A 25,891-nucleotide genomic window follows, 5' to 3' on the forward strand; every position below is an offset into this window, starting at 1 on the left:
GGTATTCCCCGAAAGGGATCTTATGCTTTCACGAGTCGCAGAGTCGATCTACTGGATGAGTCGTCAGGTAGAAAGGGCCGAAAACCTGGCGCGTTTCTTGGAAGTGACTCATCATTTGATTCTTGACCAACCCGATACGCTTGTCGATCCTTGGGCTCCGTTGATTCAGGTGACCGCCGACAACGAACTGTTCGCAGAACGTTATGGGGTTATGAATGCGGAAAATGTGACCCAGTTTTTGGCTTTCGATACGACGTACGGAAATTCGATGCTCTCCAGCCTGCGGCAGGCGAGGGGGAACGCTCGGGGAGTACGTGAATCGATTTCTTCGGAAGCCTTTGAGCAGCTGAATGAATTCTACCGGTTCGTCAGCACCTCGGCCCAATCCCCGGCCGTGAGGGATCCTCAAGTCTTCTTTGATTCGGTCCGGCGGCACGCCATTCAGTGGACCGGGGTCGTCGATAGTACGATGCCGCGTGGGATCGCTTGGCATTTTGCCAATGTGGGGCGGCTGCTTGAACGCGCCGATAAATCACTGCGGATCCTGGACGTTAAGTACTTCAATATTTTGCCTCGCGTCGAAGACGTTGGGACCGCGGTGGATGACCTTCAGTGGTCCGCCCTGCTGTCTGCGATCAGTGGGTTTGAAGCCTATCGCCACAAGCATCATCTGATCCGTGTTGAGAAAGTGATCGAGTTCTTTCTGTTCAACCCTATTTTTCCTCGGTCGGTGTTGTTCTGCGTCTTGTGGTTGCGAGATTCTTTGCAGCAGATCGAAACCGTTTCCAAGCAAGATTCAGAATCTGCTGCACTTCCGCTTGCGGATCGCCTATGCGAACACCTGTTGGCAACGCAGGTTGAGCAGGTTCTTGAAATTGGTATGCATCAATTCATCGATGACATGCAAACGGAATTGAATGAAATTGGCAAAGCGATGAACCTAGACTTTTTTCAGGTGGAAACTCACTGATATGACTATTCGCGTCGCACTGCACCACGAAACCGAATACTGCTATTCACGACCAATTAAGGTTGGCCCGCAGTTGGTTCGATTGCGTCCTGCCTACCATGGCCGGACTCCAATCGATGCTTACAGCCTGCGGATCGAACCGGGGGATCACTTTCAAAACTGGCAGCAGGATCCCTATGGAAATCCAATCGCTCGCATGGTTTTTCCCGATCCTTGTTCGCACCTGAAAATCACGGTCGATTTGGTCGCGGATATGACCGTCATCAATCCGTTTGACTTCTTTGTCGAAGAGGAAAGTGATTGTTGGCCCTTTGAATATGATGCCGATCTAAAGAAACAACTGGATCCTTATTTGGCGGTTTCTGAACCAACGCCACTGTTTGCCAAATGGGTTAAGTCCCTGCCGACCAAAGCCGACCGAATCGTCGATTTTTTGGTCGAAGTCAATCAGCAATTCAAGGACCGCGTCGATTACCTTGTGCGAATGGAACCGGGCGTCCAGTCGCCGGAAGAAACGTTACAGCTGAGCAGTGGATCGTGCCGTGATTCGGCTTGGCTGATGGTGGAATCCTTTCGCCAGATCGGTTTGGCTGCACGGTTTGTTTCAGGGTACTTGATTCAATTGGCTGCGGATGAAAAACCGTTGTTTGGCGAACCCGGCCCCGATACCGATTTTTGTGACCTGCATGCCTGGACCGAAGTCTTTCTTCCCGGTGCCGGTTGGGTCGGGCTGGATGCGACCAGTGGACTGTTTGCTGGTGAAGGGCATATCCCCCTTGCTTGCACTCCGTCATACACCGGGGCGGCCCCGATTACCGGGGGACATGAGGCATGTGATGTCGAATTCCACCACGCTATGTCGGTATCTCGCTATTACGAAGATCCTCGCGTTACCAAACCCTACTCCGATTCCCAGTGGGCCGAAATCCTAAAGGTCGGGGAAGAGGTCGATGCGAATCTTAAAGCGGAAGATGTCCGTCTGACGATGGGAGGCGAACCGACGTTTGTCTCTACCGACAACATGGAAGACCCGCAGTGGAATACCGAAGCGGTCGGAGAAGAAAAACGGGTCCTTAGCAATGTGCTGCTGCTTCGCTTGCGTGATCAATTTGCTCCCGGTGGGTTGCTGCACTACGGCCAAGGGAAATGGTATCCCGGGGAATCGTTGCCGCGCTGGGCTTTGTCCTGTTTGTGGCGTCTGGATGGAGAACCGATTTGGAAAGACCCGCAGTGGATCGCCGATGAAGGGAAAGACTACAAGCACACGCCCGAGGATGCTGGCCATTTTGTAAAGCACCTGGCCAGAGAACTAAACATCAGCGCGAAAATGACGTTTCCCGTCTATGAGGATACGTTTCATTACCTGTGGCGCGAAAACCAGTTGCCGATCGATGTTGATCCCAAGGACCCCAAGCTTGCCGATCCCAACGAGCGGGCGATGATGATCCGCACCTTCCAAAGTGGATTGGGAGCGGCCGTTGGGTATGTGCTGCCATTGCGACGAGCCTGGTGGCAGGCTCAGGCGGGCTGGATCGGTGGTCGTTGGCCTGTCCGTAGCGAAACGGTTTATCTGATCCCTGGGGATTCCCCGATTGGCTTGCGTTTGCCGTTGGGGTCGTTGCCGTCCTCTAGTGAGGCGACGGCCAACTTAGATACGCTGCCATTTGATCCGATGGCTCCTCGAGGCCCGTTGCCCAGCAGTGGGCATCTGCCGAAGGGGAACGAACCTGAAGTCGTTCGCGATGGCGCACGTGCCGATCCAGAGCGTGATCACTCGCACCCAATCAATCCACAAGTCTTGGATGAGGAAGATCAGGACAACCTGCCAACCAGCGATGTGGTGGTGCGGACGACGCTGTGCGTCGAATGCCGGCACGGTCGCCTGCATGTCTTCATGCCGCCAACGCAACGTCTGGAAGATTACCTCGATCTGATCGAGGCCGTCGAAGCGACCTGTGCGGCGTTGGATTTACCGGTGATCATCGAAGGCTATCTACCGCCTCCGGACCACCGCGTCGAAATCTTTAAGGTCACTCCCGATCCCGGAGTGATTGAAATCAATACGCAGCCATCGGAATCATGGAGTGAACTGGTTCACCTGACCGAAACGCTTTACGAAGAAGCGCGTCACTGTCATTTGGGAACCGATAAATTTGACTTGGACGGTCGGCATACCGGTACAGGAGGCGGCAACCATATCGTCCTAGGAAGTAAAACTCCGGGCGACAGCCCATTTCTGCGGCGTCCCGATCTGTTGGCAAGTATGCTGCGGTTTTGGAACAACCATCCCGCATTCTCGTATCTTTTCAGCAGCCGGTTCATCGGCCCGACCAGTCAGGCTCCGCGGTTCGATGAAAGCCGTCGTGATGCTGTCTACGAAATGGAGATTGCCCTTCAGCAGGTTCCGTCGCGTGAAGAGAAGATACCGCCGTGGTTGGTCGATCGACTGTTCCGCGATCTGTTGGTCGACCTGACCGGGAACACGCACCGAGCGGAAATTTGCATTGATAAAATGTATTCGCCCGATAGTGTCACCGGCCGATTGGGGTTGGTTGAATTGCGTGGGTTTGAAATGCCGCCGCATGCTCGTATGAGTCTGGCTCAGCAATTGTTGATTCGGAATATTGTGGCGGCCTTCTGGAAACAGCCCAACCAACGGCCGCTGTCGCACTGGGGGACTGCCTTGCATGACCGGTTCATGTTGCCTCACTTCGTTTGGCAGGATCTATGCGACGCCATCGCCGAATTGAAGACTTTTGAAAACGGTGCATCGATCGACCCGATGTGGTTTGTGCCACACCATGAATTTCGCTTCCCGAAAATTGGAGAAGTCGTCTACCAAGGGGTTCGCTTGCAATTGCATTCAGCGATCGAACCTTGGTACGTGATGGGCGAAGAACCTGCCGGAGGGGGGACCGCTCGGTTCGTCGATTCGTCGGTCGAACGCATTCAGGTTCTGGTCGATCAATTCGATGCGACTCGGTACGGGATCCTCTGCAACGGAGTGCCCGTTCCGATGCACCCCACGGGCGTTGAGGGGCAATATGTTGCGGGGATTCGATTCCGCGCTTGGCAGCCGCCCCGTTGCTTGCATCCGACGATAGGGATTCACGCTCCGCTGCGTGTGGAGATTGTCGATCTTAATAATGCCCGTTCGATCGGTGGGTGTACGTACCACGTTGCTCATCCGGGCGGGCGTGGCACCGATCGCTTCCCGATTAATGCGAATGAAGCGGAATCACGGCGGGCGGCTCGGTTTGAAACCATTGGGATGACCAGCGGTGTGATCGCCGATCTCCATCCGGCTCCGCCTCATGGTGCACTTGATTACCCGGTCACTCTGGATCTAAGGCGAATCGCTCGCTAAATCCTCCGTAATCGGTAAATTAAGCTAGCCGCAGCACTTGCTGCGGCTAGATCACCCGATTCATGCTTTGCCAGAGGAGGGTTGCGATCTAAAATGGGCCCGGGCTTGGGGGCGACATTCGTAACTGCGCTTCCTCTATTTTCCCTCCAGTATGTGGTCCTCCTTTGCCAGCCCCTCCTGTGGTCCAAGCCGCCCCTCCATTCGACGTTCAGCGTCCCGTCGGCAAAGCCTACGATGAATGCCGTCTGGCCGATGGCACGATTCGACCTGGTTGGCAGCCGATCGTCGATGGATTTAATCGACGAGGGACGCAGGGGCTGCAAAATGCGGCGGCGGAAACGGAGCGTTTGGTTCGAGAAAGTGGAGCCAATTTCCAGACGGTTGGAAGTGGCCAAAGCTCCCTTCGGCCGTGGCAGCTTGGCCCGATTCCGCTCGTTTTGGATTCGCAGACCTGGTCTCATTTGGAAACCGGTCTGCAACAGCGGGTCCGACTGTTGGAAGCGGTACTGGCCGATTTGCTGGGGCCGCAACACTTGCTCAAAGAGCGGATCTTGCCAGCGGAATTGCTGAGTGCAAATCCGGAGTATCCGAGGACCTATCATGAATTGCCACATCTTGGTCCACGGCTGAATATCAGCGCGACCGATTTGGCTAGAGCAAGTGATGGGAAGTGGTGGGTGACCGGCGACCGCACGCGGGCTCCCAGTGGGCTGGGGTATGCCCTTGAGAACCGAGTGATTACCAGCCGTGTTTCCCCAAAATTGATTCGTCGCAGCAATGTCACACGGTTGGCTGGTTTCTTCAGTACGCTGCAAGAACATCTCAATTCCTTGTCGCCCCACAGGAATGAAAACCCTCGAGTCGCGATTCTGACGCCCGGGAAAGAGAGTTACCGATATGTCGAAGATGCGTATCTGGCTCGCTACCTTGGATACACGCTGGTTCAAGGCCGAGATCTAGCGGTTCGTGGAAATCGACTGAACCTGAAGACCCTTGGTGGCTTGGTGCCGATCGACGTGCTCTGGCGACATATCTCGGACCGACAATGCGATCCGTTAGAATTGAATCCCAGTTCCCAGCAGGGCGTCACTGGATTGCTTCAGGCGATACGCGCCAAACGGGTCGCGGTCGCAAATAGTATCGGTACCAATCTGTCGCAGATGCCCGCTTTGCTTCCTTTTTTGACGGCGGCTTCACAGTTCCTCTTTCAAGAAACCCCGATTCTTCCCAGCATCGCCACCTATTGGTGCGGCGGGGAGCAGGAATGTAAGTACGTTCTTGAAAATCTAGATTCTCTGATGCTTCGTCCGGCGTTTTTCGTCACCCGCCACTCCGCGTTGGTGCCCGCAGAGATGACCGCGGAGGAAAAATCAGAATTGGTACGGAAGATCAAAGCCAATCCCCATCAGTACGTCGCCCAGCAACGTCCTTCGCGAAGCGTTACGCCGGTCTGGCACAATGGACAAATGCAATCATGGCACGTCGCCCTGCGATCATTCCATGTTCAAACCGAATCCAAAATCGCCGTTTTACCGGGCGGCCTGGTGCGGGTCAGCCCCGATTCCGCGTCGCTGGATCAAAACCCGACCACCGGTAGGTTAGGGCAGGATTGCTGGGTGGTAGCGAATGAACCGGTCGACCATGAAACGTCACTGCTATCTTCTTCACGCCAGCCGGTTCGTTTGGTGCGTGGCGGAGCAGAACTGCCTAGCCGTGTCGCAGAGAGTCTTTTCTGGTTTGGCCGAAGTGCGGAGCGGACCGAGATCATTGCTCGCCTGTTGCGGTGCATCTTGTTTCGGATCGCTGGTGAAACCGAAACAAGCGAAATGCCGGAACTGCCTCGGATGGTCGCGGCACTGGCTGCCCTTGGGCAAATCGAACCCGATCATGCGATCGAAGAATTCGGTAGCCTCTTGCCGGCACTTGAATCGGCGCTGCCTGAATCGCTTTATCGTCAAGACAATCCCTATAATTTGCGAGCTGGGATTGTCGGGATGGTGGAGAACGCGGCGGCCGTCCACGATCGCATCTCTTTGGATGCGTACCGGATGATTCACAAAATTCACGAGCATCTGGTTGCACCGCGAGCCGACTTGCAGCTGGATATTGGGACCGCAATCAATCGGTTGGATGGATTGATCTCGGACCTGTTGGCTTTGTCAGGGGTCGCTAGTGAAAGCATGACTCGGACTCACGGTTGGCGATTCATGCAATTGGGCCGGCGGATCGAAAGGGCTTATCAAACAGCCGAATTGCTGTTGGCAACATTGCAGAATCCTATTCTCGATGAACGCCCTCTGTTGGAATCCCTGCTGCAAGCGACCGATAGCCTGATGACCTATCGAGCACGGTATCTTTTGCAGTTACAGCCTTGTGCGGCGATCGATCTGATGATCAATGATGATTCCAATCCCCGCTCGATCCAATTCCAGTTGAACAAGATGTGCTGGTTGTTGAACGAGCTGCCAACGGAAGACAGCCAGTTCGGCCTTGGTGAGGATCAGAAACTTGTCCGTCAGTTGGCTCACCAAACTTTAATGTCCGATCCTCAGCAACTTTCGGAAACCGATGCCAAGGGGAATCGACCGGCTTTAGAGGCACTGCTCAGCGATTTAATTGAACAGTTGCCAAGAGTCTCGGATTTGATCGCCGCTCGGTACTTGCTCCATACCGGTGGACGCCAGGAATTGACTGGTCGCCTAACCGCTGCCGCCGCCTCCACTCTGCCGAAATAGCCGTAAAATCATGACGATTCCTGAATCGGCACACTATCGTATTGCTCATCGAACACACTATCGCTATGCGTCGATGGTTGCGATCTGCCAAAATCAATTGAGGATGATGCCACGCTCCTTTACCCGACGACTGTCGGGGTTGGAATGCCACCAAGTGGAAACTTGGATCGATCCTGAACCGACCGTGCTGCATGAGCATACGGATTACTACGGTAATCGAGTCCTTTCGTTTGCGATTGAATCGCTCCATCAAGAATTAACCGTGATGGTCAACAGCGAAGTGACGGTTCATCAGACGGGCGATGTCCTGAATCAAGAATCGCCCGCGTGGGAATCGATTGTCAAACGGATCAAAGCGACCGAAGACCGACGCTGGTTGATCGCGCAGGAGTATCAGTTCGATTCGCCTCGGATCACGCTTGGTCCGACCTACGAAGAATACGCCCGGCAATCGTTCACTCCGGGACGACCGTTGGTGGAAGCCGGAATCGAACTGACAAAACGGATTCACGACGATTTCAAGTACGATGTGACGGCGACCGACGTCAACACAACCACGGACAGAGCCTTTGAGCTCCGGGCGGGGGTTTGCCAGGATTTTGCACATGTTCAGATCGCTTGCCTGCGTTCTATCGGGATTCCTGCAAGGTACATCAGCGGATACCTAAGGACCGTCCCTCCACCAGGGGAACCGCGGTTGGTCGGTGCCGACGAATCTCACGCATGGATTAGCATGTACGCAGGGGACGCACTCGGATGGCTGGACATGGATCCAACCAATGCCTGTCCGGCCAATACCAATCACATCCCGATTTGCCTGGGACGCGACTACAGTGAAGTCACTCCAATGCGAGGTGTTGTGTTGGGTGGCGGAGCTACCAAATTGAGTGTTTCCGTAGACGTCGCTCCTATCTAAGCAGGGGCGAGCGATATTGTTAGCGGATCGGCGCAAGCCGACCGGCACATTCGTTTGGTTTCCGGAGCGACTGCCGGACGGCTCGCGCCGTTCCGCTAAGAAGGGGCGGGCGATATTGTTAACGGATCGGTGCAAGCCGCCCGGCACATTCGTTTGGTTTCCGGAGCGTCTGCCGGACGGCTCGCGCCGTTCCGCTAAGAAGGGGCGGACGATTTTGTTAGCGGATCGGCGCAAGCCGACCGGCACATTCGTTTTGTTTCCGGAGCGCCTGCCGGACGGCTCGCGCCGTTCCGCTAAGCAGGGGCGGACGATTTTGTTAGCGGAACGGCGCAAGCCGACCGGCACATTCGTTTGGTTTTCGGAGCGACTGCCGGACGGCTCGCGCCGTTCCGCTAAGAATGGGCGGACTTGGAATTGCCTTGTTTGGGATCGATTCTCCCGGTGGCGAGAGCGAGCGAGTAAAATCATTGAGTCCCCTCTTTTGATGTTCCTTTCCTTGACGAGAACCTTTTATGTCCGCTCGCTTCTTGCTTTGCTCGCTTGGGATACTACTTTGGGCTGGAGCGGTCGCTGCCGCTGACGACAGTCGTGCAAGTCGTCCCAATGTTTTGATGATTGCGATCGATGACCTGAATGACTGGGTGGGGCCACTGCGTGGGCATCCGCAAGTTCAAACCCCGGCGATGGATCGCTTGGCGGCTCGTGGTGTCACGTTCGCCAACGCACATTGTCAATCGCCGCTTTGTAATCCATCACGGACCAGTCTGATGACGGGGCGACGTCCTTCTTCGACGGGCGTTTATGGGTTGGCTCCCTGGTTTCGCAAGGTTCCCGAATTGAGCGACTTGGAAACCCTTCCGCAGTACTTTGCCAAGCATGGGTACCACACGGAAATCGGCGGCAAAATATATCACGGCCCCTACGGAAGGCAGGAGCAGGGAGAAGCGGATGTGTGGGGGCCAGCTGCTGGCGTTGGTGTGAAGCCACCTAAAAAACTGATCCCTCCAACCCCGATGGGAAACCATCCTTTGATGGACTGGGGAACGTTCCCGCATCGTGACGAAGATAAGGGGGACTACAAAGTTGCCAGCTGGGCGTGCGATCAATTGCAAGTCCAAGATTCTTCGGAACCGTGGTTCATGTCGGTCGGTTTCTTCTTGCCACATGTTCCCTGCTATGCGACGCAAAAATGGTTTGACCTCTATCCGCTGGAGTCACTGGAACTGCCTTCGATTCTGGCCAATGATCGCTCCGATACCCCGGACTCTTCTTGGTTCATCCACTGGACACTCCCGGAGCCTCGTACGAGCTGGCTTCGCAAGCACGATCAACTGAAGCCATTGGTCCGGGCCTATTTAGCTTCGGTCAGTTTCGTGGACAGTCAGGTCGGTCGGGTATTGGATGCCTTGGAAGAATCAGGGCAAGCCGAAAACACGATTGTCGTGCTGTGGTCCGACCATGGTTATCACCTGGGCGAAAAAGGGATCTCCGGGAAGAATTCGTTGTGGGATCGCTCAACTCGCGTCCCCTTGATTTTCGCAGGGCCCTCGATCCCTCAGGATCGCCGGACGGGCCAGCCAGCTGAATTGCTTGATATCTATCCAACGCTAGCTGACTTGGCTGGCTTAACGCCACCAAGCGACGTTGAAGGGATTTCTTTAAAGCCGCAGTTGCTGGATCCCGAAAACGCGATTCGGCAGCGGCCAGCAATCACGACGCATAACCAGAACAACCATGCCGTTCGCTCGGTCCGCTACCGCTACATCCGCTATGCGGACGGAGCGGAAGAACTGTACGACATGCAAACCGATCCCAATGAATATGAAAACCTAGCGGGCGACCCGCAGTACGCGGATGTCATTGCCGCGCACAAGGAGTGGCTGCCGCTTATCAATTTGCCGCCCGCTCCGGGGAGTGCTCACCGGATTTTGGTAAAAGATGGCGAGCAGTTCATTTGGGAAGGAAAACCCATCGATCCGGACAACCGATGGGAATAACATTCTGGCGTCCTATTTGTCGGCCGAGGGATTGGCATCGGCGATCTTTTTAGCATCGGTCAGGTTGAGGTAGTGACCATGGTCGGCGGTCAGGATGATCGCCGTTTCGTCCCACGCATCATGGGCTTCGACCCACTTGGCAATCGCGGCGAACGCTTCGTCGCCGCTGAGTACCGCACCGATTGAATTGTCCAGATTGTTGGCGTGGTTTGCCCAGTCAACATCGCCCGATTCGACCATCAACCAAAAACCTTCTTCGTCTTCGTTCAAGACATCGAGGGCGGCGGTCGCCAGTTCGGCCAAGTTAGGATTCTCTTCGATATCGGCGGCGGAGTATTTTTCGGCTCCTTTGACGTCGACCGTTGGGTTGTAGTTCTTGTCGGCTGTCTGGAAGGGAAGGTGTCCACCTCCGACGCCAAAGAATCCGACCAGGCGTCGACGTTCTTTGCGAGCCGTTTCAGCAGCATCTTGGAGAATTTGGTTTCCCTTTTTGCCGGGGGTTCGTTGGACGACGACCGCTCCTTTTTCAGCGACTCGATCAAGGTCACCGTCGGCGATGATTCGGTTGCCGGGGACAAAGTTCTCGCCCTGGTTGCTGTCCTTCGCTTTTATTTCGCCCCAGCCTCCGCCTAGCAACACGTCGACGCCAGGAAGCGGATCGGTGCGGTGCGAACTGGAGGGCAGGCCCAGTAAATCGCGAGAGATGTCTTGGTAGTCGTTGCGAGTCACGTTGTGGGCATATGCAGCTCCGGGCGTTGCATGGCTGACCGGGACGCTTGTCACGACGCCGATGGCAAATCCGTTCTCACGCTGCAGTTTGTGAGCAATCGGTTCAGCATGGCTGCTGTCGGCTTTGAAGTTGATCGACCCGTTGTAGGTTTTGACGCCGCTGGTCAATGACGTTGCGGAAGAAGCGCTGTCGGTCACGGTGTGTGGCTGCGTCCGATCTTGGCCCAACAGGTAGTCTCTGGATGCTGCTGGAGCCCAGGGAGTGTCGCCTCCTAGTTTGGGGTTGTAGCCGCCCGTAATTTCCCCCGTCCCACCGAGCACAATCTGCCCGTTCACGTCGGTTTTGACGCCGCCACGCAGTGGAGAGGTCACGAAAAATCCAAAATCGGTTTCGGTGCCCGGGTAATCTTGCCAGAACAATCCTGTCCCACGACCTTCCTTGTAGCTGACGGATCCTTTGTTGTAGATCGCAGCCGCACGCGTGGTTTGCCAGTCCATGCCGTCAAAGACAATCAGAATGACTTTCTTTTTGCCTGCTTTAACCGCCTGCTCCTGCAGACGATAGACATCGGTTTGGTCAAAATATTTGGCGTCGGGGTTCAGCGTGTTTTCGGGGACCGCGCCAAATAGCTTTTCCAGTCGTTCTTCGTCTTGATAAAGGCTCCCTTCGTTCCGCAGTTTGTCCATCGTCATCCCAAAGGTGTAAACCGGGATCAAGCGATTGGAGTGACTGGTCCAGGCGGAGTAGCGGCTAGGGGCGGTCCCCCAGTGTCCGAAGGAAACTTCTTTCGATTCCATCGAAGCTTCCTGCATTTCTCGGATGGGGTCTCCCTCAAGCGAGGTCGGAACCGAGGCCGGTTTTGTGGCTTCGCTAGCATCTGGAGCAGGCGGGGCTGCAAAGATGGCTGAATTTAAGCCAAGGGAAGCCGCAAACAGGGTGCTGGCAAGTCGGGTGGTAAGATGCATTTGCATTGAAAAAACCTAGGGTCGCAAGGTGGGATGGTTTTCTGAATGGAGGGAAACTAGAGGGGCTTCTGTCCGCAAGATAATCGATCGGACCATCATAGCTGGAATTATTTAACTGGATTTATTTAGCTGGTCGGCACCCAATAGCCGAATAATCGTTACGAGCGTCTTGGTCACGTGACTGGGACGGTTCAATGACCTCAGCCCCGAATCCGTATGCCACGTCATAACGTCTTGTCGATAGTGACGCTTGGCTGCCTAATGCTATGGGTGGGGGGCTCCTTCTCCAAATGTCTGGGGCAGGACGCGATTTCGTCTTCGCTGATTCAGACCATTGGTGAAGCCGATACCAGTCAGAGAACACGCCAAGAGGCGACTCGGCAAATTCCCATGGACCGCCTGACCCAAGTGGCTCAGCAGCGAATCCAACGAATTATAGCCTCTCCAACGCTCTTCCGCCGTTTGCCGTCGCAAAGAATCGACTGCGACCCCGAAATGTTTATCTTTTTGGTCCGGCATCCTGAAGTCATGGTCGGGATTTGGGAGGTCATGGGAATTACCAAAGTCCATACCCAGCGAACCGCTCCATTTAAGCTGGAAGCGAACGACAATGCGGGGACCGACTGCGTGATGGACCTGGTTTACGGGGATCATGCCACCCACCTGTTTTACGCCGAAGGTGAATACTCCGGGCCAATGGTCGCCAAACCGATCAAGGGGGCCGGCGTCTTTGTCTTGCATAGTCGCTATATCAAGCAGCCCGATGGGACGGTACACGTTGTCGGGACCTTGGACTGTTTCATTCAGCTGGGAAGTCTGGGGGCCGATCTGGTCGCGCGTACACTAAGCGGGCTGATTGGTCGGACCGCCGACAATAATTTTACCGAAACCGCTCGGTTTATTGCCCAGATCTCTCGTACGTCCACAACCAATCCGGAAGGAATGGTCGATCTGGCTAACCGCCTGCCACAGGTCGATCCGTCGATCCGAGAGAAATTCGCCGAACAGAGCCGCAGTGTTTATCAACGCAGCACAAGAACTGCCGCTTTGCTGGACACCGCGCGACCGGCTAGGTAGCCTTCTCTCTCGGGGCGCACGTTCAGTGCCCTTCATCATGCGACAGGACGGCTTTCGCCCAATGCCCTCTACTTTGGCACCTGCGGGCGGTTTTCCTCGCGGATCGGCGCAAGCCGACCGGCAAATTCATTGTGTTTTCAATACGATTGCCGGACGGCGCGCGCCGTTCCGCTAAGAAAGTAGATGGCATTGGGTTTTCGCCGTTCTCTGCTTACAGCCCACCCGGTTCCGGCTCGCTATGGCCGGTTTGCCGAACCGCGGCAGGAACCAGTCCGCTTGCGAAATTAGTGGTCAGACCAAACAATGCCAGCAAGTCTGCTGGATGTTTTGTTCTTGTTTTTTCGTTACTCCTAGCGCGGAAGCTCCTTCTCGCGTGGGCGCTTTCTCTGGGTCGCTATGTTAGCCCTGTTCTCTGGACCAAATTTGCCGATCACGATCTTGGTGGCGTACTGCGTCGCGGTGGTCGTTGCTTCGTTGGCAGGGGGAGGGATCACTCAGCGACTTCGGATCACGCATACCGGTATGCAGCATATTATCAGCCTTGTGGGAGGCGTGATGCTGGGAACGGCTGTCTTCCACCTGCTCCCCCACGCATTACACGATGTTGGTCGCACCGTCTCGGTCGATAACGTCATGCTGGCAATGATGTTGGGAATTGTGATGATGTTTGCCATGCTGCGGTTGTTCCATCATCACCACCATGGCGAGCAAACGGCGTTTCAGCCGACCTGTGACCACGAAGACCATGATCACGACCATGCGGAACACTCACACGATCACGGCCATGCCCATGCCCATGCGGACTCCGGCTCCGGCGACCATTCGGGACCTGCCGCCGGGGGCCATGTCAAGAAGTCCGGAATTGGTGGCAACGCCAAATGGCTTGGGGTTTTGCTTGGCCTTACGATCCATACCTTGATCGATGGCGTAACCCTGGCCGCTGCAGTCATGATGGACGCGTCCCATCCCGGACGGTCGAGCTTGTTGTTAGGGTTCGGAGCCTTCTTGGCCGTTTTTCTGCACAAGCCACTCGATGCGATTTCCATTACCTCGTTGATGGCCGCCAACGGAAAATCGGAATCGGCTCGCCGAATTGCGAACTTTGCCTTTGCACTTGCGTGTCCTTTAGGGGCGGCCCTGTGTTACGCCGGGCTTAGCCTGACCGCAGGGCCTGCGGTCGCTTACTTGTTGGCGTTTTCCGCCGGGGTGTTTCTCTGTATCGCACTAAGCGATTTGCTACCGGAAATGGAATTTCACTCTCACGATCGATTTTCTTTGACTTCCATGCTGCTGCTTGGCTTGATCGCCGCCTGGTTGCTGCGTTTTCTCGAAGGTGATCTGCACGGATAACGGCTATGTTCGAAACCATTGCTATCGCTCCACCCGATGCCATCCTTGGGCTTACGGATGCTTTTCAGCAGGATACCAATCCTGAAAAAATCAATCTGAGCGTCGGTGTCTATAAAGACGCCAACGGCCAGACGCCGGTCTTGCGCGCGGTAAAAGAAGCGGAGCAAAAAATCTTGGAAACGCAAACGTCGAAATCCTATTTAGGGATCGACGGCCTGCCGGGTTATTGCGACCAAGTTGCCAAGATGTTGTTTGCCGACCAGATCGATCGAAAGCGACTTGCGATCCTGCAAACCCCCGGTGGGACCGGAGCGGTTCGGATCGCCGGAGAATTTGTGGGATCACAGTTTGCCGGTAGCAAGGTCTGGATTTCGAATCCGACATGGGCCAACCATCCGGCGATCTTCCATTCCGCAGGAGTCGCCACGGAGCAGTATCGGTATTTAAATGGCGATCGCACCGGTCTGGATTTTGACGCCCTGCTAGAGGATCTTTCTTCGGGACCCGTTCCAGGCGACGCGGTGCTCCTGCACGCCTGTTGCCATAATCCCACGGGCGTCGATCCGACTGCCGATCAGTGGCGGCAGATCGCCGAACTATTAAAGGCACAGAAGCTGCTTCCGATTGTGGACTTCGCCTACCAAGGATTTGGGCAGGGCTTGCAGGAAGACGCCGAGGGACTGCGGATCCTGGTCGAAACCTGTCCCGAAATTCTTGTTTGCAGCTCCTTTTCGAAGAACTTTGGACTGTATAGCGAACGGGTTGGAGCCCTGACTCTGGTGGCTCAGGAACCTGCTGCGGCCTCCGCGGCGCTTAGCCAGCTGAAGCGACTGGTGCGAACGAATTACAGCAATCCACCACGCCATGGTGCCACGATTGTCGCGACGATTCTGCAGGACCCGCAGCTGACGGAAACTTGGGAAACCGAGTTGACGGAAATGCGAAACCGAATTGCAGGCATGCGAACCCGGTTCGTTCAGCAGATGAAAACGGCGGGCGTTAACCGTGATTTTCAATTCTTACTACAGCAGAACGGCATGTTCTCCTTTAGCGGTCTGAATCCTATGCAAGTCGATGAACTTCGCTCGAAGCACAGCGTCTACATCGTCGGTAGCGGACGAATCAACGTTGCGGGGATGACCGAGCACAATCTGCCTCGACTGGCTACGGCTATCGCAGCCGTTCTTTAACTTTCAAACCCTGCACTCCCTGCAAGCGATTTCCAATGACCGAATCCGCATCAAAAATCCACTTACCACCGCTGGCGCTGATCTTTGATTGCGACGGGACATTGGCCGATACCATGCCGCTTCACTATGAGGCCTGGGAACGGACGATGGGCGAGCACGATATTCCATTTCCCGAAGATCGGTTTTACTCGTTGGGAGGCAGGCCTAGCCATTCCATCGTCGCTTTGCTGGCGGAAGAGCATGGCAAAACGCTCGATGCGATGGCTGTGGCGGAATTGAAAGAACAGCGGTTCGTCGAGCAATTGGATAGGGTTCAGGCAATTGAACCGGTGGCTCAGATCGCTCGTGAACAGTTCGGCAATATGCCGATGGCTGTCGCTTCAGGAGGGACGCGACTGGTGGTCTCCCGGATTCTTGAACAGTTGGGGATCAGCCAACTGTTCAACTGCGTCGTCACCGCCGAAGATACTGAAAAGCATAAGCCAGAACCGGATGTTTTTCTGTTTGCTGCCCAGCAGCTTAATATCGCGCCGGAAAGATGCCTGGTCTACGAAGATGCAGACCTTGGCGTCGAGGCAGCTCGCCGAGCCGGGATGCAGTGCATCGATATCCGGCTTTGCGATTAAGCGAAGTGGCGAAGCACGCGTTTAGTCCTTGTTTGCGGCAAGGACACGCTTGACTTCTTTTAGTAGCAGCGGATAAGCGGCTTCGCTGATCCCATGGCCATATCCGCCCAGTTCTAAAATCCGTGTCTGTTTATGTCCGGCAACCTTCATCATCCGCATTAAATATGCATTTTCCTCGTAGCGTCCTAACATTTCTAGTTCACGGTCGCCGGTGATCAAAAGCATCGATGGAGCGTCCGCTCGGACATGGTACAGCGGTGCATACTCGTCGATGATCGGTTGCGTCCCTTGGATGTTCCGTTCGGCTCGCACCGTAAAGTGAGTGATCGCGTGACCGGTTAACGGGATCAGGCCCGCGATGTCATTGGCGTCGATTTCATGGGCCGCCAGCAATTGTTTGTCCAAGCCGACCATGCTGGTCAGGTATCCGCCAGCGGAGGCTCCCGAGATGAAAATCTTGGAGGGGTCGCCACCGAAGTCCTCGATGTTCTTAAACACCCACGCCACCGCCGCCGCAGCATCCTCGATGTAAACCGGAGCTTTAACTTTGGGATGCAAGCGATAATTGGGAGCGACGACACAGTACCCTTTGCGTTTTAGTTGCGCCGGGAGCGACTTGTTGCCGGCCTTTAAGCCTCCTCCGTGAAAAAAGACGATGGTCGCAAAATCGGGCTTGTTTGTTGGGAAATAAATGTCCAGTACGCAACGTTCTTGGGCGTATTCGTCCGCCAAATCGGGGCGATATGGAACGTTGGTTTTGGTTTCATATTCGACTTCGGCCGCAGACAGTGGAACGGCCGACATCATCAGCAGTGCGACGAAAATGAAGCATTTGCGGTCGGTTAGCATGGTGGTGCCTCTTTGCAGATTGTTCGTGAGTATGTTTGGGAATCGCAGACGCGTGAGCTATCTCTGTGAAGAGTTCTATAGCTTTGCGTTAAGGGGGGGCAGAAACATTGGGTAAGTGCCAATTCTACAATTGGGACCGTGGGCTCGTCCGTAAGGACGGTGCCGATGCCTGTTCCTGATCGTCCGCAAGGCATTCTACATGGAATCGAGCAAGAAGTTCGGCCCCGCATCCCAAGGCGGTTGATGGCTGTCTTATATTTTTTGAGAAAAAGCCAGGTCCTTGCTGCGCCGCGCCGAGGGGGGCTATCACAACTGGAATTTAGAGGCTCCGCTTAGCCTTTTGGGCCAAGTTCGGACAATGTCCCGTTGTCGTTCCGGCGACCTGTCCGTGCCTTGTAAACCGCACGTTCTGCGGGGGCGGACTTCGTGTGGGCTGTCACTGAGATCTAGTGGTAGGGCAATGCCGGGCGGCGATGCTTTCCGGTCGCCAAGGGGCGAAGGAAAGTCGCCCTGTTGCGCGGCTGGGGAATCCTGTGAATCGCACCGGCCCAGGGATGCGTATTTACGTCGAGACGCGGCCGTACTCAATTAATTGGTGTTTTTTTGAAGTTTTTTCTGCGTCAGCTAAGGCGGGTTTTTCGGGCCGTCTAACGCACCTCTTCGGAGTGGTGCTACGTCTCGGTTTGGAATGTTGGCGTTCGGTACGTACGTGCGCTCACCCTTGCTTTCGCCCTGCAAATTGCAGGTGAAAGCTCATTGAACGCGCTCCATTCGCGGTTTCGTTGCTGGAAGTATTTCAGCGGGGCTCCGCCTAATGCGCACCTGTTCTGACGCAAATGGCTTGCAGGTAGTTCCCGGGATTTCCTCATCCTTCCCGAAAAAAACTTGACTTTTAGCAGTCGGTCCTATCTAACGGCTTGCGTGGGGCAGTTGGGGTTTGGTTTGTTTTGTCAAGGGATAAACCGTTTCTTTTTCATTTATTTGAGGTGCTTTCTATGCGGGTTTCTAAGCAGGAAAGGGGAGCTTTCACACTTGTTGAATTGCTCGTGGTTATCGCAATTATTGGAGTCCTTGTAGGGCTGTTATTGCCGGCCGTTCAAGCGGCACGTGAAGCGGCTCGACGGATGAGCTGCACGAACAACATGAAGAACTTGTCGCTGGCGATGCACAATTACCACGACACGCTGGGAACTTTTCCGGCAGGGTCGTACAACTTGCGCACTGCCTGGCCGAGCAGTGGGTCGAATTGGCGTGCGCTGATCCTTCCCTACATTGAACAGCAACCTCTGTATGACCAGTTGCAGTTCGTGTCGACCGCTCCCTACACCTTTATGGCAGGTGGTGCAGCTGGCTCGAACGCATTGTTTGGCAATGAGGTCCTCGAGGGGCTAACGATTTCAACCTTCCGTTGTCCCTCCTCGGCCATCAAGGAATTTGATATCGCACCGGTGTCGAACAATAACGTGAAGCCAACTCTGGTGATTAGTTATGTCGGCATCCAAGGGGCCGCTCGTCCGGTTCCTGGTCTCGACCCCAATCGCGGAACCGCTGACCTTGGGCACGGCTGGTCGAGTGACAATGGGATGATGTTGGTCAACGAAGCGACGAAGATGCGGGACTGCACCGATGGTCTGTCCAACACCATGGTCCTTGCTGACCAATCCGGCTTGGTTAATGGAACTCACATCAGTGCAAATTACTATGGCGGCTGGCATGGTTCCCGGCACGGTCAGCCGGTTAGCGCTGGTGCAGGTGACCTGTGGCAAACCGGTACCACATGCGTCCGTTTTGCTCCGAACAGCAATATCATTCAAACCGGTGCAACCGACCGAATGTATCGCAACAATACGGTGATCAATTCGATGCACCCTTCGGGGATCTCAATCGCATTAGGGGACGGAAGCGTTTCGTTTCTTAGTGAGACTGTCGATTTCTTGACGCTTAAGAAAATGTGTTGCCGCTACGATGGGCAGCCTTTTGATCGACCGTAGGGATCGCCATTTTCTTTATCATTTACTCCTTTGTTGTAGAAAGCTAATCATTTGCTAATGAAGACTTTTTGTCATTCTTTGATGCCGGTTGCCTCCCTATTTTTTGCCGTAACTGCCGTTGGAATCGTCGGGTGTTCACCAAGCATTCCCCAGGGAACGCTGAAAGGAAATGTCACCTTGAATGGCGAACCTTACGAAAATGCGGCTATCATGTTTCTCGACCTGAATAGCGGTCAGGCGGCCGGAGCTGACATTGATGCGGGGGGTAGTTTTACCATTGCCGAACCAATGCACACCGGAACCTACAAGGCGTACTTGGCACCGCGAAGTTTGCCTCCGGAAGAGAATGGCCAGCCGATTCCTGTGTCTGCGGATTCTGCCGTTCCTGAGAAGTATTGGAACGAGAACACCACCGATATCGAAGTCGAAGTTAAAGAAGGTGAAAATAGTACGACGATCGCTCTAGAGAAATAATCGCTCTCTTGCCAATCTTTGTCGAACTGTTTTTCCGTTTATCGAACAAGCCGCGCCGTTTACGGGGCGGCTTGTTTTGTTGAGTGACGTCAGCCTTGTGTGCTTCTTGAGAGCCATGCTAGCGAGGTATGTCGCCGCGAAATTCAGCGTTCTGTTGCGGGCCAGCCATTTTTTAGGATCTTTTTCATTGCTTGGAGCGTTTCTTTGCTGACGTGATGTTCGATCCCTTCGCTGTCGATCGCCGCGGTACGCGAGCTGACGCCCATCGCTTCCAGAAAGGATTTGACGATTTCATGCCGCTTCCTAGCGGCAGTGGCGAGCCGTTTTCCTGCGGCGGTCAGTTCGATCGGCTGGTACGGCTGGGTTGTCACCAGTCCGTCACGCTGCAATCTCGCAACCGTATTGTTGACCGTTGCATGGGTCACCGAAAACTCTTGCACCAAATCCATCGATCGGCAAACCCCGTTCGCGGCGATCTTGTCTCCGATCGCTTCCACGTAGTCTTCGGCAACCTCGCTGGCGTGATCGTCTCGCGTACGTTTGTGGACTCGGTTGGTCAACGCTGAAGCTCGCAGGGAAGAGGAAGGGGGGTAACGGGCAAGTTGGTTCGGGATTCAGCGTAAAGCTGCAGAAGGGGGACATTGGTGGGTGAGCGAAAAGTCGCCAGCCGGATTATTCATAAACGATTTTGATACCGTGGTAAACCCTTTGTCTTGCCAGCGTTACGTCGCCGCTGGATCCCCCGTCACACTGCCGGCGGTGACACCGCCACTGGTTCCGGCAACCTGGCGATACCCTGCGCTCACCCTCACGGTCGTAGCGTCCGTCGCCAGTCGATGTGCCTTAGTGGACTGTCGCCGCTCCGGTCTGCCCGCCATCCTCCGTGTCACTTTTGTCGGCATACCCCTTTACCTCGCCGGGCATCGCACCTAATATCCCTAAAGTTAGCTCTGGCTAACTTTAGGGCCGAGCGATTTCGCTGCGGTCTTTTGTTTGACTTTCGAGTTAGCTTCGGCTAACTTTTGCTCGTTCGTTTTGTATAGGGAATGAAATGATTGTTGCCCATGAACATCGCAAAGTTCCACCTGTCTTGCAGTTCGCTCCGCAAACCCGGCCAAAGTGTTTTCGAGTTGGGTTCACATTGGTTGAACTGTTGGTTGTGATTGCCGTGATCGGAGTGCTGGTGGGGTTGTTGCTCCCTGCGGTGCAAGCGGCACGCGAAGCCGTTCGTAAAGTTTCTTGCAGTAACAATTTGCGGCAAGTGGGGCTGGCGATCCAGAACTATCATTCAACCTTCAACCGGTTGCCGGCCGGTTACGTATCGTATCCAACCAGCAATGGCGTTGCACCTGCGAATGTTATGATGGACGCGGTCACGTGGGACGCTGGTCCCGGTTGGGGATGGGGAGCCGCCATTCTGCCTTTTGCCGAAGGGACGACGATCGCGGACCATTTGCAGATGGAGCGTCCCCTTTGGTCGGTCGTCAATTCCCACGCAATTGCCTCTACCATTCCGATGTTTCTTTGCCCTAGTTCCAGCGGCAAAGATTCGCCGTTCACGATTGCCAACGCTTCCGGAGGCCCCTTAATCATCGATGGGCATTCGGTGGAAGTGGGACGCAGTCATTATGTTGCCAGCCATGGGCAGGAAAGCTGTTGGGGGGAATGCGGCAGTGTGGCAACCGGCGAAGTTTTTACAAACATCTACACGTCGGAAACGAAAATCGTGGCGATCGATGGCGATGCGGGACGTGTCGCCGATGGGCCTTTCTATCGCAATTCAAAAACTCGCTTTCGTGATGTGACCGATGGCTTGACCAATACCATTTTCTTTGGTGAACATAGCTCGTCGCTCAGCGATAAAACTTGGGTTGGGGTCGTGCCAGGGGCATACGTCCATCCACGGTTCTTGTCACCTGAGAATGGCTATGATGCCGCGGCGACGCTCACCTTGGTTCATGCAGGTCCATCGGGCGGTGAATTAGATATCACAGGCAGCCCGATCATTCACCCCATTAACTTTCCGACCTATCACGTCGGGCAGATGTTTTCAGAACATCCCGGCGGGGGCTACATCGGTATGGGCGACGGTTCCGTTCGGTTTGTCAGCGAAGTTGTGGATCTGTATCTCTGGGCCGAACTGTCCAGTATGGATGAGCACGAAGTCATCGACTGGGAGCGTCTTTAATGTCAAATGATTCTCTTAGTTCCCAATTGTCCGAAGTGCCATGGCGACTGGTCGTATGCGTGCTTCTTGTTGGTGTCGCGGCCATTTGGTGGCTAAGTCGACCACCGGTCAAGCTTGACGACAATCAGTATGCGACCACGATTGCACTTTACCGGATTTGCAATCAACGGAGCGATGCGGGACTTGATCAAATCGAGCTCCTTCTGGAGGCTTCGCTTGAGGAAAGCGGTCAGGTCGACGCGGCAGTGAAAGCGATGCAACGTATTATCGAGGACGGCCGGGAGGGGCATTGGCAGCAGGCGACCGCGGATTGCCGGCTTCTGCTGGACAGCCAAGTGAAACGTTGACGCCTTGAACGCTTTAGCGTTGCTTGTGGCAGCGTTATCATAGAGGTGTGAATCGTTTAGACGCGGTTCGTTCCAATCATACGCAATGTTCATTCCTCGCAGCGTGGTCCCGTGGTCATCGCTGCGAAAGGCAAGCTTAGGTGTTAGGTCGAATGCAATATTCTTCTTTTGAAGCACTGGATGTCGAAACCATTCGTTCGATTGATCGCATCGCGATGGAGCGATACAAGATGAGTGGTCTGGTCTTGATGGAGAATGCGGGCCGCGGGGCTGCCGAATATATCGATCGCTGGCTGGCCGCTAAGAGAGACCCGTTTGGCGATTCACCCAGTGAACTGAAGCGAATGACTGGTGAGACCGTCGTTTTGTGTGGTGCGGGAAATAATGCCGGCGACGGATACGTCGTCGCTAGGCATCTGCAGACCATGGGGCATACCGTAGAAATTTTCCAGTTGGCCGATCCCGAGAAGTTGACTGGAGACGCCGCGGCTAACTGGGAAATCGCTCAGTTAGCGGACATTCCCACAACGGTCCTTCTTACGCCCGATCAAATTCCAGCGGAGCTGTCGGCTCGGGACGCGAGTTGTGTTGTCGATGCGATGGTTGGAACAGGCGCGAATGGTCCGCTGCGCGAACCTTACGCTTCGGCGGTGGAAGTGGCAAACCAATTGCCTGCACTTCGCGTCGCACTGGACATTCCCAGTGGACTGGATGCGAACAGCGGCAAAGCGGATGGCATCTGCTTTTTGGCCGAGCGAACGATAACATTTGTTGCGGCAAAAACAGGGTTTCTCCAGCCAAGTGCTAAGCGTTGGTTAGGGGAGGTTGTGGTGGTTCCGATTGGTGTCCCACAGAAGTTGCTAGATGCGGTGTGCGGGACCGACAAGGCGAACTAGCATGCTCCGTTTGCTATAAGTTGCGAATCCTTCACGCTGGATTCTGCTTCGCCGAGGGAGTAGGCTTGGTTTGCATTCGCTTGCCGTAGAATCATTCGCTTGCCGTAGAATCATTCGCTTGCTGTAGAATTCGGATCGGCAATTCTGGTGGGTGCGAAATCTCTTGTGATTTGGGATGGGGTGCTTATGTTCGTTACTCGAATGAATGACCAAGAAAAGCAGGCCTTGTACAACGTCGTGAGCGAATGTGGTCGCCTGCTTGATTCGCTTGGTCACCCTTGGTGGCTTTCGCATGGGACGCTTTTGGGAGCGTGGAGGCATCATGATGTGATCCCCTGGGATGACGACCTGGACGTTGCCTTTCCCCGTGAGAAACTGCCTGAACTGATTGCAGCTGCGGCGGAAAGTGGTTGGAAGTTTTGCCGGTTGGGACCTTTTCTTGCCAAGATTTGGAATCCCAGCCTTGCCTTGTACCATACGAATCATCCGTGGACATGGCCATTCGCTGACATCACGCTCTACGATGAAACTTCCACGACGATAATCGTCGAGTACATGTATCATCGCAAGTTTGCCGTTGTTGAAAAATCAGACGTGCTGCCTTTACAGGACATCCCGTTTGGTCCGCTGCAACTTCCTGTTCCCAGGTCGCCCGAATTGCTGCTTAACCAGGTTTACCCCTACTGGAACAGCCAGCCCTCCTCCAGTGACTATGGCCATCGCATGGAACGCTCGTATGACGAGCCATCGGAGCGGCGCCGGATCGCAGACTTGGCGAAAGATTTTCAGATGTTCAATGTCGATGTCAGTGATTCGGATGCGACTTTAGTGGAGGTCTGCCATGGGGAGCACCCTCAATGGGCAGGGCCCGTCCACTTCTTTTCCGATGGGCGGATGTGCCGACCGAACAGCGACGAAGGGCGATATGAAAAAATCGGAGATCACGGAATGGTTCTCTTTTGGGATCAGTGGGAACCAGAGATTCTCATCCGCAAGGATTCGACCTCCCCGTATCGTGACCCCACAAAACCTTTCTTTCTGCAGGCGAGATAAGGTTCGCTGTTCAATGTCGATTTTTTGGGGGAGCCTAAAAGCGACCTGTCCCTGAGAAAGACAAGCGGTTAAGCTGAACACTGGTCTAATAGGTCTTTTGTGACGTCGATATTAATGAACCGTATTCTCTCGCTGCTACTGATTCCTTTGTTCATGCTGGGGCACATTTTGCCTCATTCGCATGCTGGGGTTGGTGTGGATGAAGCGCACGGGGACGCATATCGTCCGCATATTCATGTGTCTTCTGGGCATCATGACGGACACAACCATCATGCCGCTGGCGAACATCATCATGCCGGTGATCATACTGCACCAGAGAGCGCACCGGCTTCGGCGACTCTGGTTCTAACGGCTCCCGTTGATCATGATTTTGGGGCGATTTATATCGCCGATACGGACTGGACGACAATCCGTACAACCGCTGCTCCAACGGTCGCATCGGTTCCAAGTGTTTGGGGCTCGCTTGCTTTCTCGCTTGACCTTGATTCATGCTCGATAGGCAGGTGGGACGAACCGGTCGATCACTACGGCAGGCTACCGATCTATCTTCTCACTGCGTCGCTTCGGTTGTAGCAGGCCGGTTCACCGATTCACGGCTATCTAGATGCCGCGTATCTGTATCGGTGATTTTACCTTTCTAGGTTTTTCCTTGAGACATCTTGAACGTTCGCGTTTGCGCGCCCGGTTCATCGATGCGCGATGGGTGTTGCATGCTTTTTCGGACAGGACTCGTAAAATGAATCGATTGGTTTCGATTGCCAGATCATTGCTAGGGCCGGTGATTGTGCTCGCCGTTTTGTTTGCGGGGTGGACGTACCGCGAGCAGTTGTTTCCGCAACAAGAAACAGCCGAAGCGACGGATGATAATCCGAGGAAGGCGTCGGTGGAAAAACAAACGGTGCTTGAGATCAGCGAGCAGGCTCGTAGGAACCTTGCACTGGTCTCCAAAGCGGCGCGTCCGCAATCTTACTGGCGGACGATCGTGATTCCGGGGGAAGTTGCGGATCGACCGGGGCTTTCGGATCGCGGTGTCACCTCGCCAGCGGTCGGAGTCGTCACGGCGATTCATGCCTTTCCCGGCGATACGATGCGACCGGGGGAACCACTGTTTTCGATCCGTTTGTTCAGCGAATATCTGCAAGCCACTCAGACTCAGTTGTTCAAAGCACGGCAGGAAACCGTCATTGTCCAAGCCGAAATCGATCGCTTGGCGGCAGCCGTTCGTACGGGGGCCGTGTCGGGGGCCAAAACGATTGAATTGCAAAGCGAAATTAGTCGCCAAAACACATTGATACAAGCGGCGCGGCAAGAGCTGTTGACGCGTGGCCTGACACCCCAGCAAGTCCAACAGATCGAAGCGGGGACGTTTGTCTCGACCGTCGAAGTTGTCGCGCCACCGGTGCGTGATTTCGATAAGTTCACCGATGTTCAGCCTGTCGAAAAAATTCAACAGGTTCATCAGGTCAGCGAATTGGTGCAGGAGGTGCCGATTGCATATGAGGTTCAGGAATTAGCTGTCGAACTTGGGCAGCAGGTGCAAGCGGGGCAATTACTTGCGAATCTTTCCAATCACCAAATGCTTTATATCGTCGGTCACGCTTTTAAGAGAGAGGCGACGTTTCTTGAACTGGCAGCACAGGAACGACGCCCCGTCGAAATTGAGTTCGCCGAAGATGACCAGGGCGGTTGGCCAGAACTGCAGCAGACCTTCAAAATTCGACATCTATCGAATTCGATCGATACGAACAGTCGGACGTTTGATTTCTACGTCCCGTTGTCAAATCAATCCCGATCGTATGGCGACGAAGGGCGTGTTTTCCTTGTCTGGCGTTTTCGCCCAGGACAACGTGCTCGGATTCATGTCCCGGTCGAAAAGTTCGATAACGTGTTTGTGCTGCCTGCCGAGGCCGTCGTGCGAGAGGGGCCCGAGGCATACGTATTTCGCCAGAACGGCGATCTGTTTAAGCAGATTCCTGTTCATGTTCTGCACGAGGACCGGCGATCGGTTGTGCTTGCCAATGATGGCGGCATCACTGCGGGAGCTTTCCTGGCACAGAATTCGGCGGCTTCGCTGAATCGGGTCTTAAAGTCACAGTCCACTGGCGGACAAGAACCCGGGGTGCATGTGCATGCCGATGGCACCACCCATGCGGCCCACTAAGGAAAACCA

21 protein-coding genes are annotated in these 25,891 nt (G+C 54.7%); 18 read left to right on the forward strand and 3 right to left on the reverse strand.

What is annotated here, in order from left to right:
• Nucleotides 1–22 precede the first annotated feature (22 nt).
• From FF011L_RS05425 to FF011L_RS05445, 5 genes are all read left to right on the forward strand, one after another.
• Complete coding sequence (locus FF011L_RS05425; RefSeq protein WP_145350662.1) at nucleotides 23–970, forward strand: alpha-E domain-containing protein; 948 nt, start codon at nucleotides 23–25, stop codon at nucleotides 968–970.
• A 1-nt stretch (nucleotide 971) separates the two neighbouring features.
• Complete coding sequence (locus tag FF011L_RS05430) at nucleotides 972–4,337, forward strand: transglutaminase family protein (RefSeq protein WP_145350663.1); 3,366 nt, start codon at nucleotides 972–974, stop codon at nucleotides 4,335–4,337.
• A 164-nt stretch (nucleotides 4,338–4,501) separates the two neighbouring features.
• The gene (locus tag FF011L_RS05435) at nucleotides 4,502–7,072 is read left to right on the forward strand and encodes a circularly permuted type 2 ATP-grasp protein (protein ID WP_246109761.1); all 2,571 of its coding nucleotides are present in this window, start codon (nucleotides 4,502–4,504) and stop codon (nucleotides 7,070–7,072) included.
• 10 nt (nucleotides 7,073–7,082) lie between these two features.
• Nucleotides 7,083–7,988: a transglutaminase family protein gene (locus FF011L_RS05440; RefSeq protein ID WP_315851701.1), complete on the forward strand. Its 906-nt coding sequence runs from the start codon at nucleotides 7,083–7,085 to the stop codon at nucleotides 7,986–7,988.
• 512 nt (nucleotides 7,989–8,500) lie between these two features.
• The gene (locus FF011L_RS05445) at nucleotides 8,501–9,985 is read left to right on the forward strand and encodes a sulfatase (protein WP_145350664.1); all 1,485 of its coding nucleotides are present in this window, start codon (nucleotides 8,501–8,503) and stop codon (nucleotides 9,983–9,985) included.
• Nucleotides 9,986–9,997: 12 nt separating this feature from the next.
• Here FF011L_RS05445 and FF011L_RS05450 read toward each other — a convergent pair whose 3' ends face one another.
• Nucleotides 9,998–11,686, reverse strand: coding sequence for an alkaline phosphatase (locus FF011L_RS05450; RefSeq protein ID WP_246109762.1), 1,689 nt, complete (start codon nucleotides 11,684–11,686; stop codon nucleotides 9,998–10,000).
• Nucleotides 11,687–11,896: 210 nt separating this feature from the next.
• Here FF011L_RS05450 and FF011L_RS05455 point away from each other — a divergent pair, with 210 nt between their 5' ends.
• The 4 genes from FF011L_RS05455 to FF011L_RS05470 all read left to right on the forward strand — a co-directional run bounded on the left by FF011L_RS05455 (nucleotide 11,897) and on the right by FF011L_RS05470 (nucleotide 15,923).
• Entirely contained in the window at nucleotides 11,897–12,757 is an 861-nt protein-coding gene (locus tag FF011L_RS05455; protein WP_145350665.1) for a hypothetical protein, read from the forward strand.
• Nucleotides 12,758–13,153: 396 nt separating this feature from the next.
• Nucleotides 13,154–14,107, forward strand: coding sequence for a ZIP family metal transporter (locus tag FF011L_RS05460; RefSeq protein WP_145350666.1), 954 nt, complete (start codon nucleotides 13,154–13,156; stop codon nucleotides 14,105–14,107).
• Between the two features lie 5 nt (nucleotides 14,108–14,112).
• Nucleotides 14,113–15,297 carry an amino acid aminotransferase gene (locus FF011L_RS05465; protein WP_145350667.1) on the forward strand — a complete coding sequence of 395 codons (1,185 nt, stop codon included), beginning with the start codon at nucleotides 14,113–14,115 and terminating at the stop codon, nucleotides 15,295–15,297.
• A gap of 35 nt (nucleotides 15,298–15,332) precedes the next feature.
• Entirely contained in the window at nucleotides 15,333–15,923 is a 591-nt protein-coding gene (locus FF011L_RS05470) for an HAD family hydrolase (RefSeq protein ID WP_145350668.1), read from the forward strand.
• Between the two features lie 21 nt (nucleotides 15,924–15,944).
• Here FF011L_RS05470 and FF011L_RS05475 read toward each other — a convergent pair whose 3' ends face one another.
• A complete protein-coding gene (locus FF011L_RS05475) occupies nucleotides 15,945–16,772 on the reverse strand; it encodes an alpha/beta hydrolase (RefSeq protein ID WP_145350669.1) in 828 nt (275 codons plus the stop codon).
• A 995-nt stretch (nucleotides 16,773–17,767) separates the two neighbouring features.
• Between FF011L_RS05475 and FF011L_RS05480 the strand changes: the two genes are divergently transcribed.
• Nucleotides 17,768–18,763: a DUF1559 domain-containing protein gene (locus tag FF011L_RS05480; protein ID WP_145350670.1), complete on the forward strand. Its 996-nt coding sequence runs from the start codon at nucleotides 17,768–17,770 to the stop codon at nucleotides 18,761–18,763.
• Nucleotides 18,764–18,940: 177 nt separating this feature from the next.
• Nucleotides 18,941–19,237 (forward strand): hypothetical protein, encoded by a 297-nt coding sequence (locus FF011L_RS05485; protein ID WP_145350671.1) that lies wholly within the window; start codon nucleotides 18,941–18,943, stop codon nucleotides 19,235–19,237.
• A 143-nt stretch (nucleotides 19,238–19,380) separates the two neighbouring features.
• On the opposite strand, the gene mntR is transcribed toward FF011L_RS05485, so the two are convergent.
• Nucleotides 19,381–19,851 (reverse strand): manganese-binding transcriptional regulator MntR, encoded by a 471-nt coding sequence (mntR, locus tag FF011L_RS05490; protein WP_315851721.1) that lies wholly within the window; start codon nucleotides 19,849–19,851, stop codon nucleotides 19,381–19,383.
• 82 nt (nucleotides 19,852–19,933) lie between these two features.
• On the opposite strand from mntR, the gene FF011L_RS05495 reads away from it, so the two are divergent.
• The 7 genes from FF011L_RS05495 to FF011L_RS05525 all read left to right on the forward strand — a co-directional run bounded on the left by FF011L_RS05495 (nucleotide 19,934) and on the right by FF011L_RS05525 (nucleotide 25,882).
• On the forward strand, nucleotides 19,934–20,170 hold the full coding sequence (locus FF011L_RS05495; protein WP_145350673.1) for a hypothetical protein: 237 nt from the start codon (nucleotides 19,934–19,936) through the stop codon (nucleotides 20,168–20,170).
• A 118-nt stretch (nucleotides 20,171–20,288) separates the two neighbouring features.
• Nucleotides 20,289–21,425, forward strand: coding sequence for a DUF1559 domain-containing protein (locus tag FF011L_RS05500; RefSeq protein ID WP_145350674.1), 1,137 nt, complete (start codon nucleotides 20,289–20,291; stop codon nucleotides 21,423–21,425).
• On the forward strand, nucleotides 21,425–21,772 hold the full coding sequence (locus tag FF011L_RS05505; RefSeq protein ID WP_145350675.1) for a hypothetical protein: 348 nt from the start codon (nucleotides 21,425–21,427) through the stop codon (nucleotides 21,770–21,772). Before FF011L_RS05500 ends, FF011L_RS05505 begins: the two co-directional genes overlap by 1 nt.
• A gap of 152 nt (nucleotides 21,773–21,924) precedes the next feature.
• Nucleotides 21,925–22,668 carry an NAD(P)H-hydrate epimerase gene (locus FF011L_RS05510; RefSeq protein WP_145350676.1) on the forward strand — a complete coding sequence of 248 codons (744 nt, stop codon included), beginning with the start codon at nucleotides 21,925–21,927 and terminating at the stop codon, nucleotides 22,666–22,668.
• 201 nt (nucleotides 22,669–22,869) lie between these two features.
• On the forward strand, nucleotides 22,870–23,721 hold the full coding sequence (locus FF011L_RS05515) for a LicD family protein (protein WP_145355025.1): 852 nt from the start codon (nucleotides 22,870–22,872) through the stop codon (nucleotides 23,719–23,721).
• Nucleotides 23,722–23,835: 114 nt separating this feature from the next.
• Entirely contained in the window at nucleotides 23,836–24,294 is a 459-nt protein-coding gene (locus FF011L_RS05520) for a hypothetical protein (RefSeq protein ID WP_145350677.1), read from the forward strand.
• A gap of 163 nt (nucleotides 24,295–24,457) precedes the next feature.
• On the forward strand, nucleotides 24,458–25,882 hold the full coding sequence (locus tag FF011L_RS05525) for an efflux RND transporter periplasmic adaptor subunit (protein ID WP_145350678.1): 1,425 nt from the start codon (nucleotides 24,458–24,460) through the stop codon (nucleotides 25,880–25,882).
• Nucleotides 25,883–25,891 lie beyond the last annotated feature (9 nt).

It is taken from the genome of Roseimaritima multifibrata, from assembly GCF_007741495.1.
GTDB classification, from domain to species: Bacteria; Planctomycetota; Planctomycetia; order Pirellulales; family Pirellulaceae; genus Roseimaritima; species Roseimaritima multifibrata.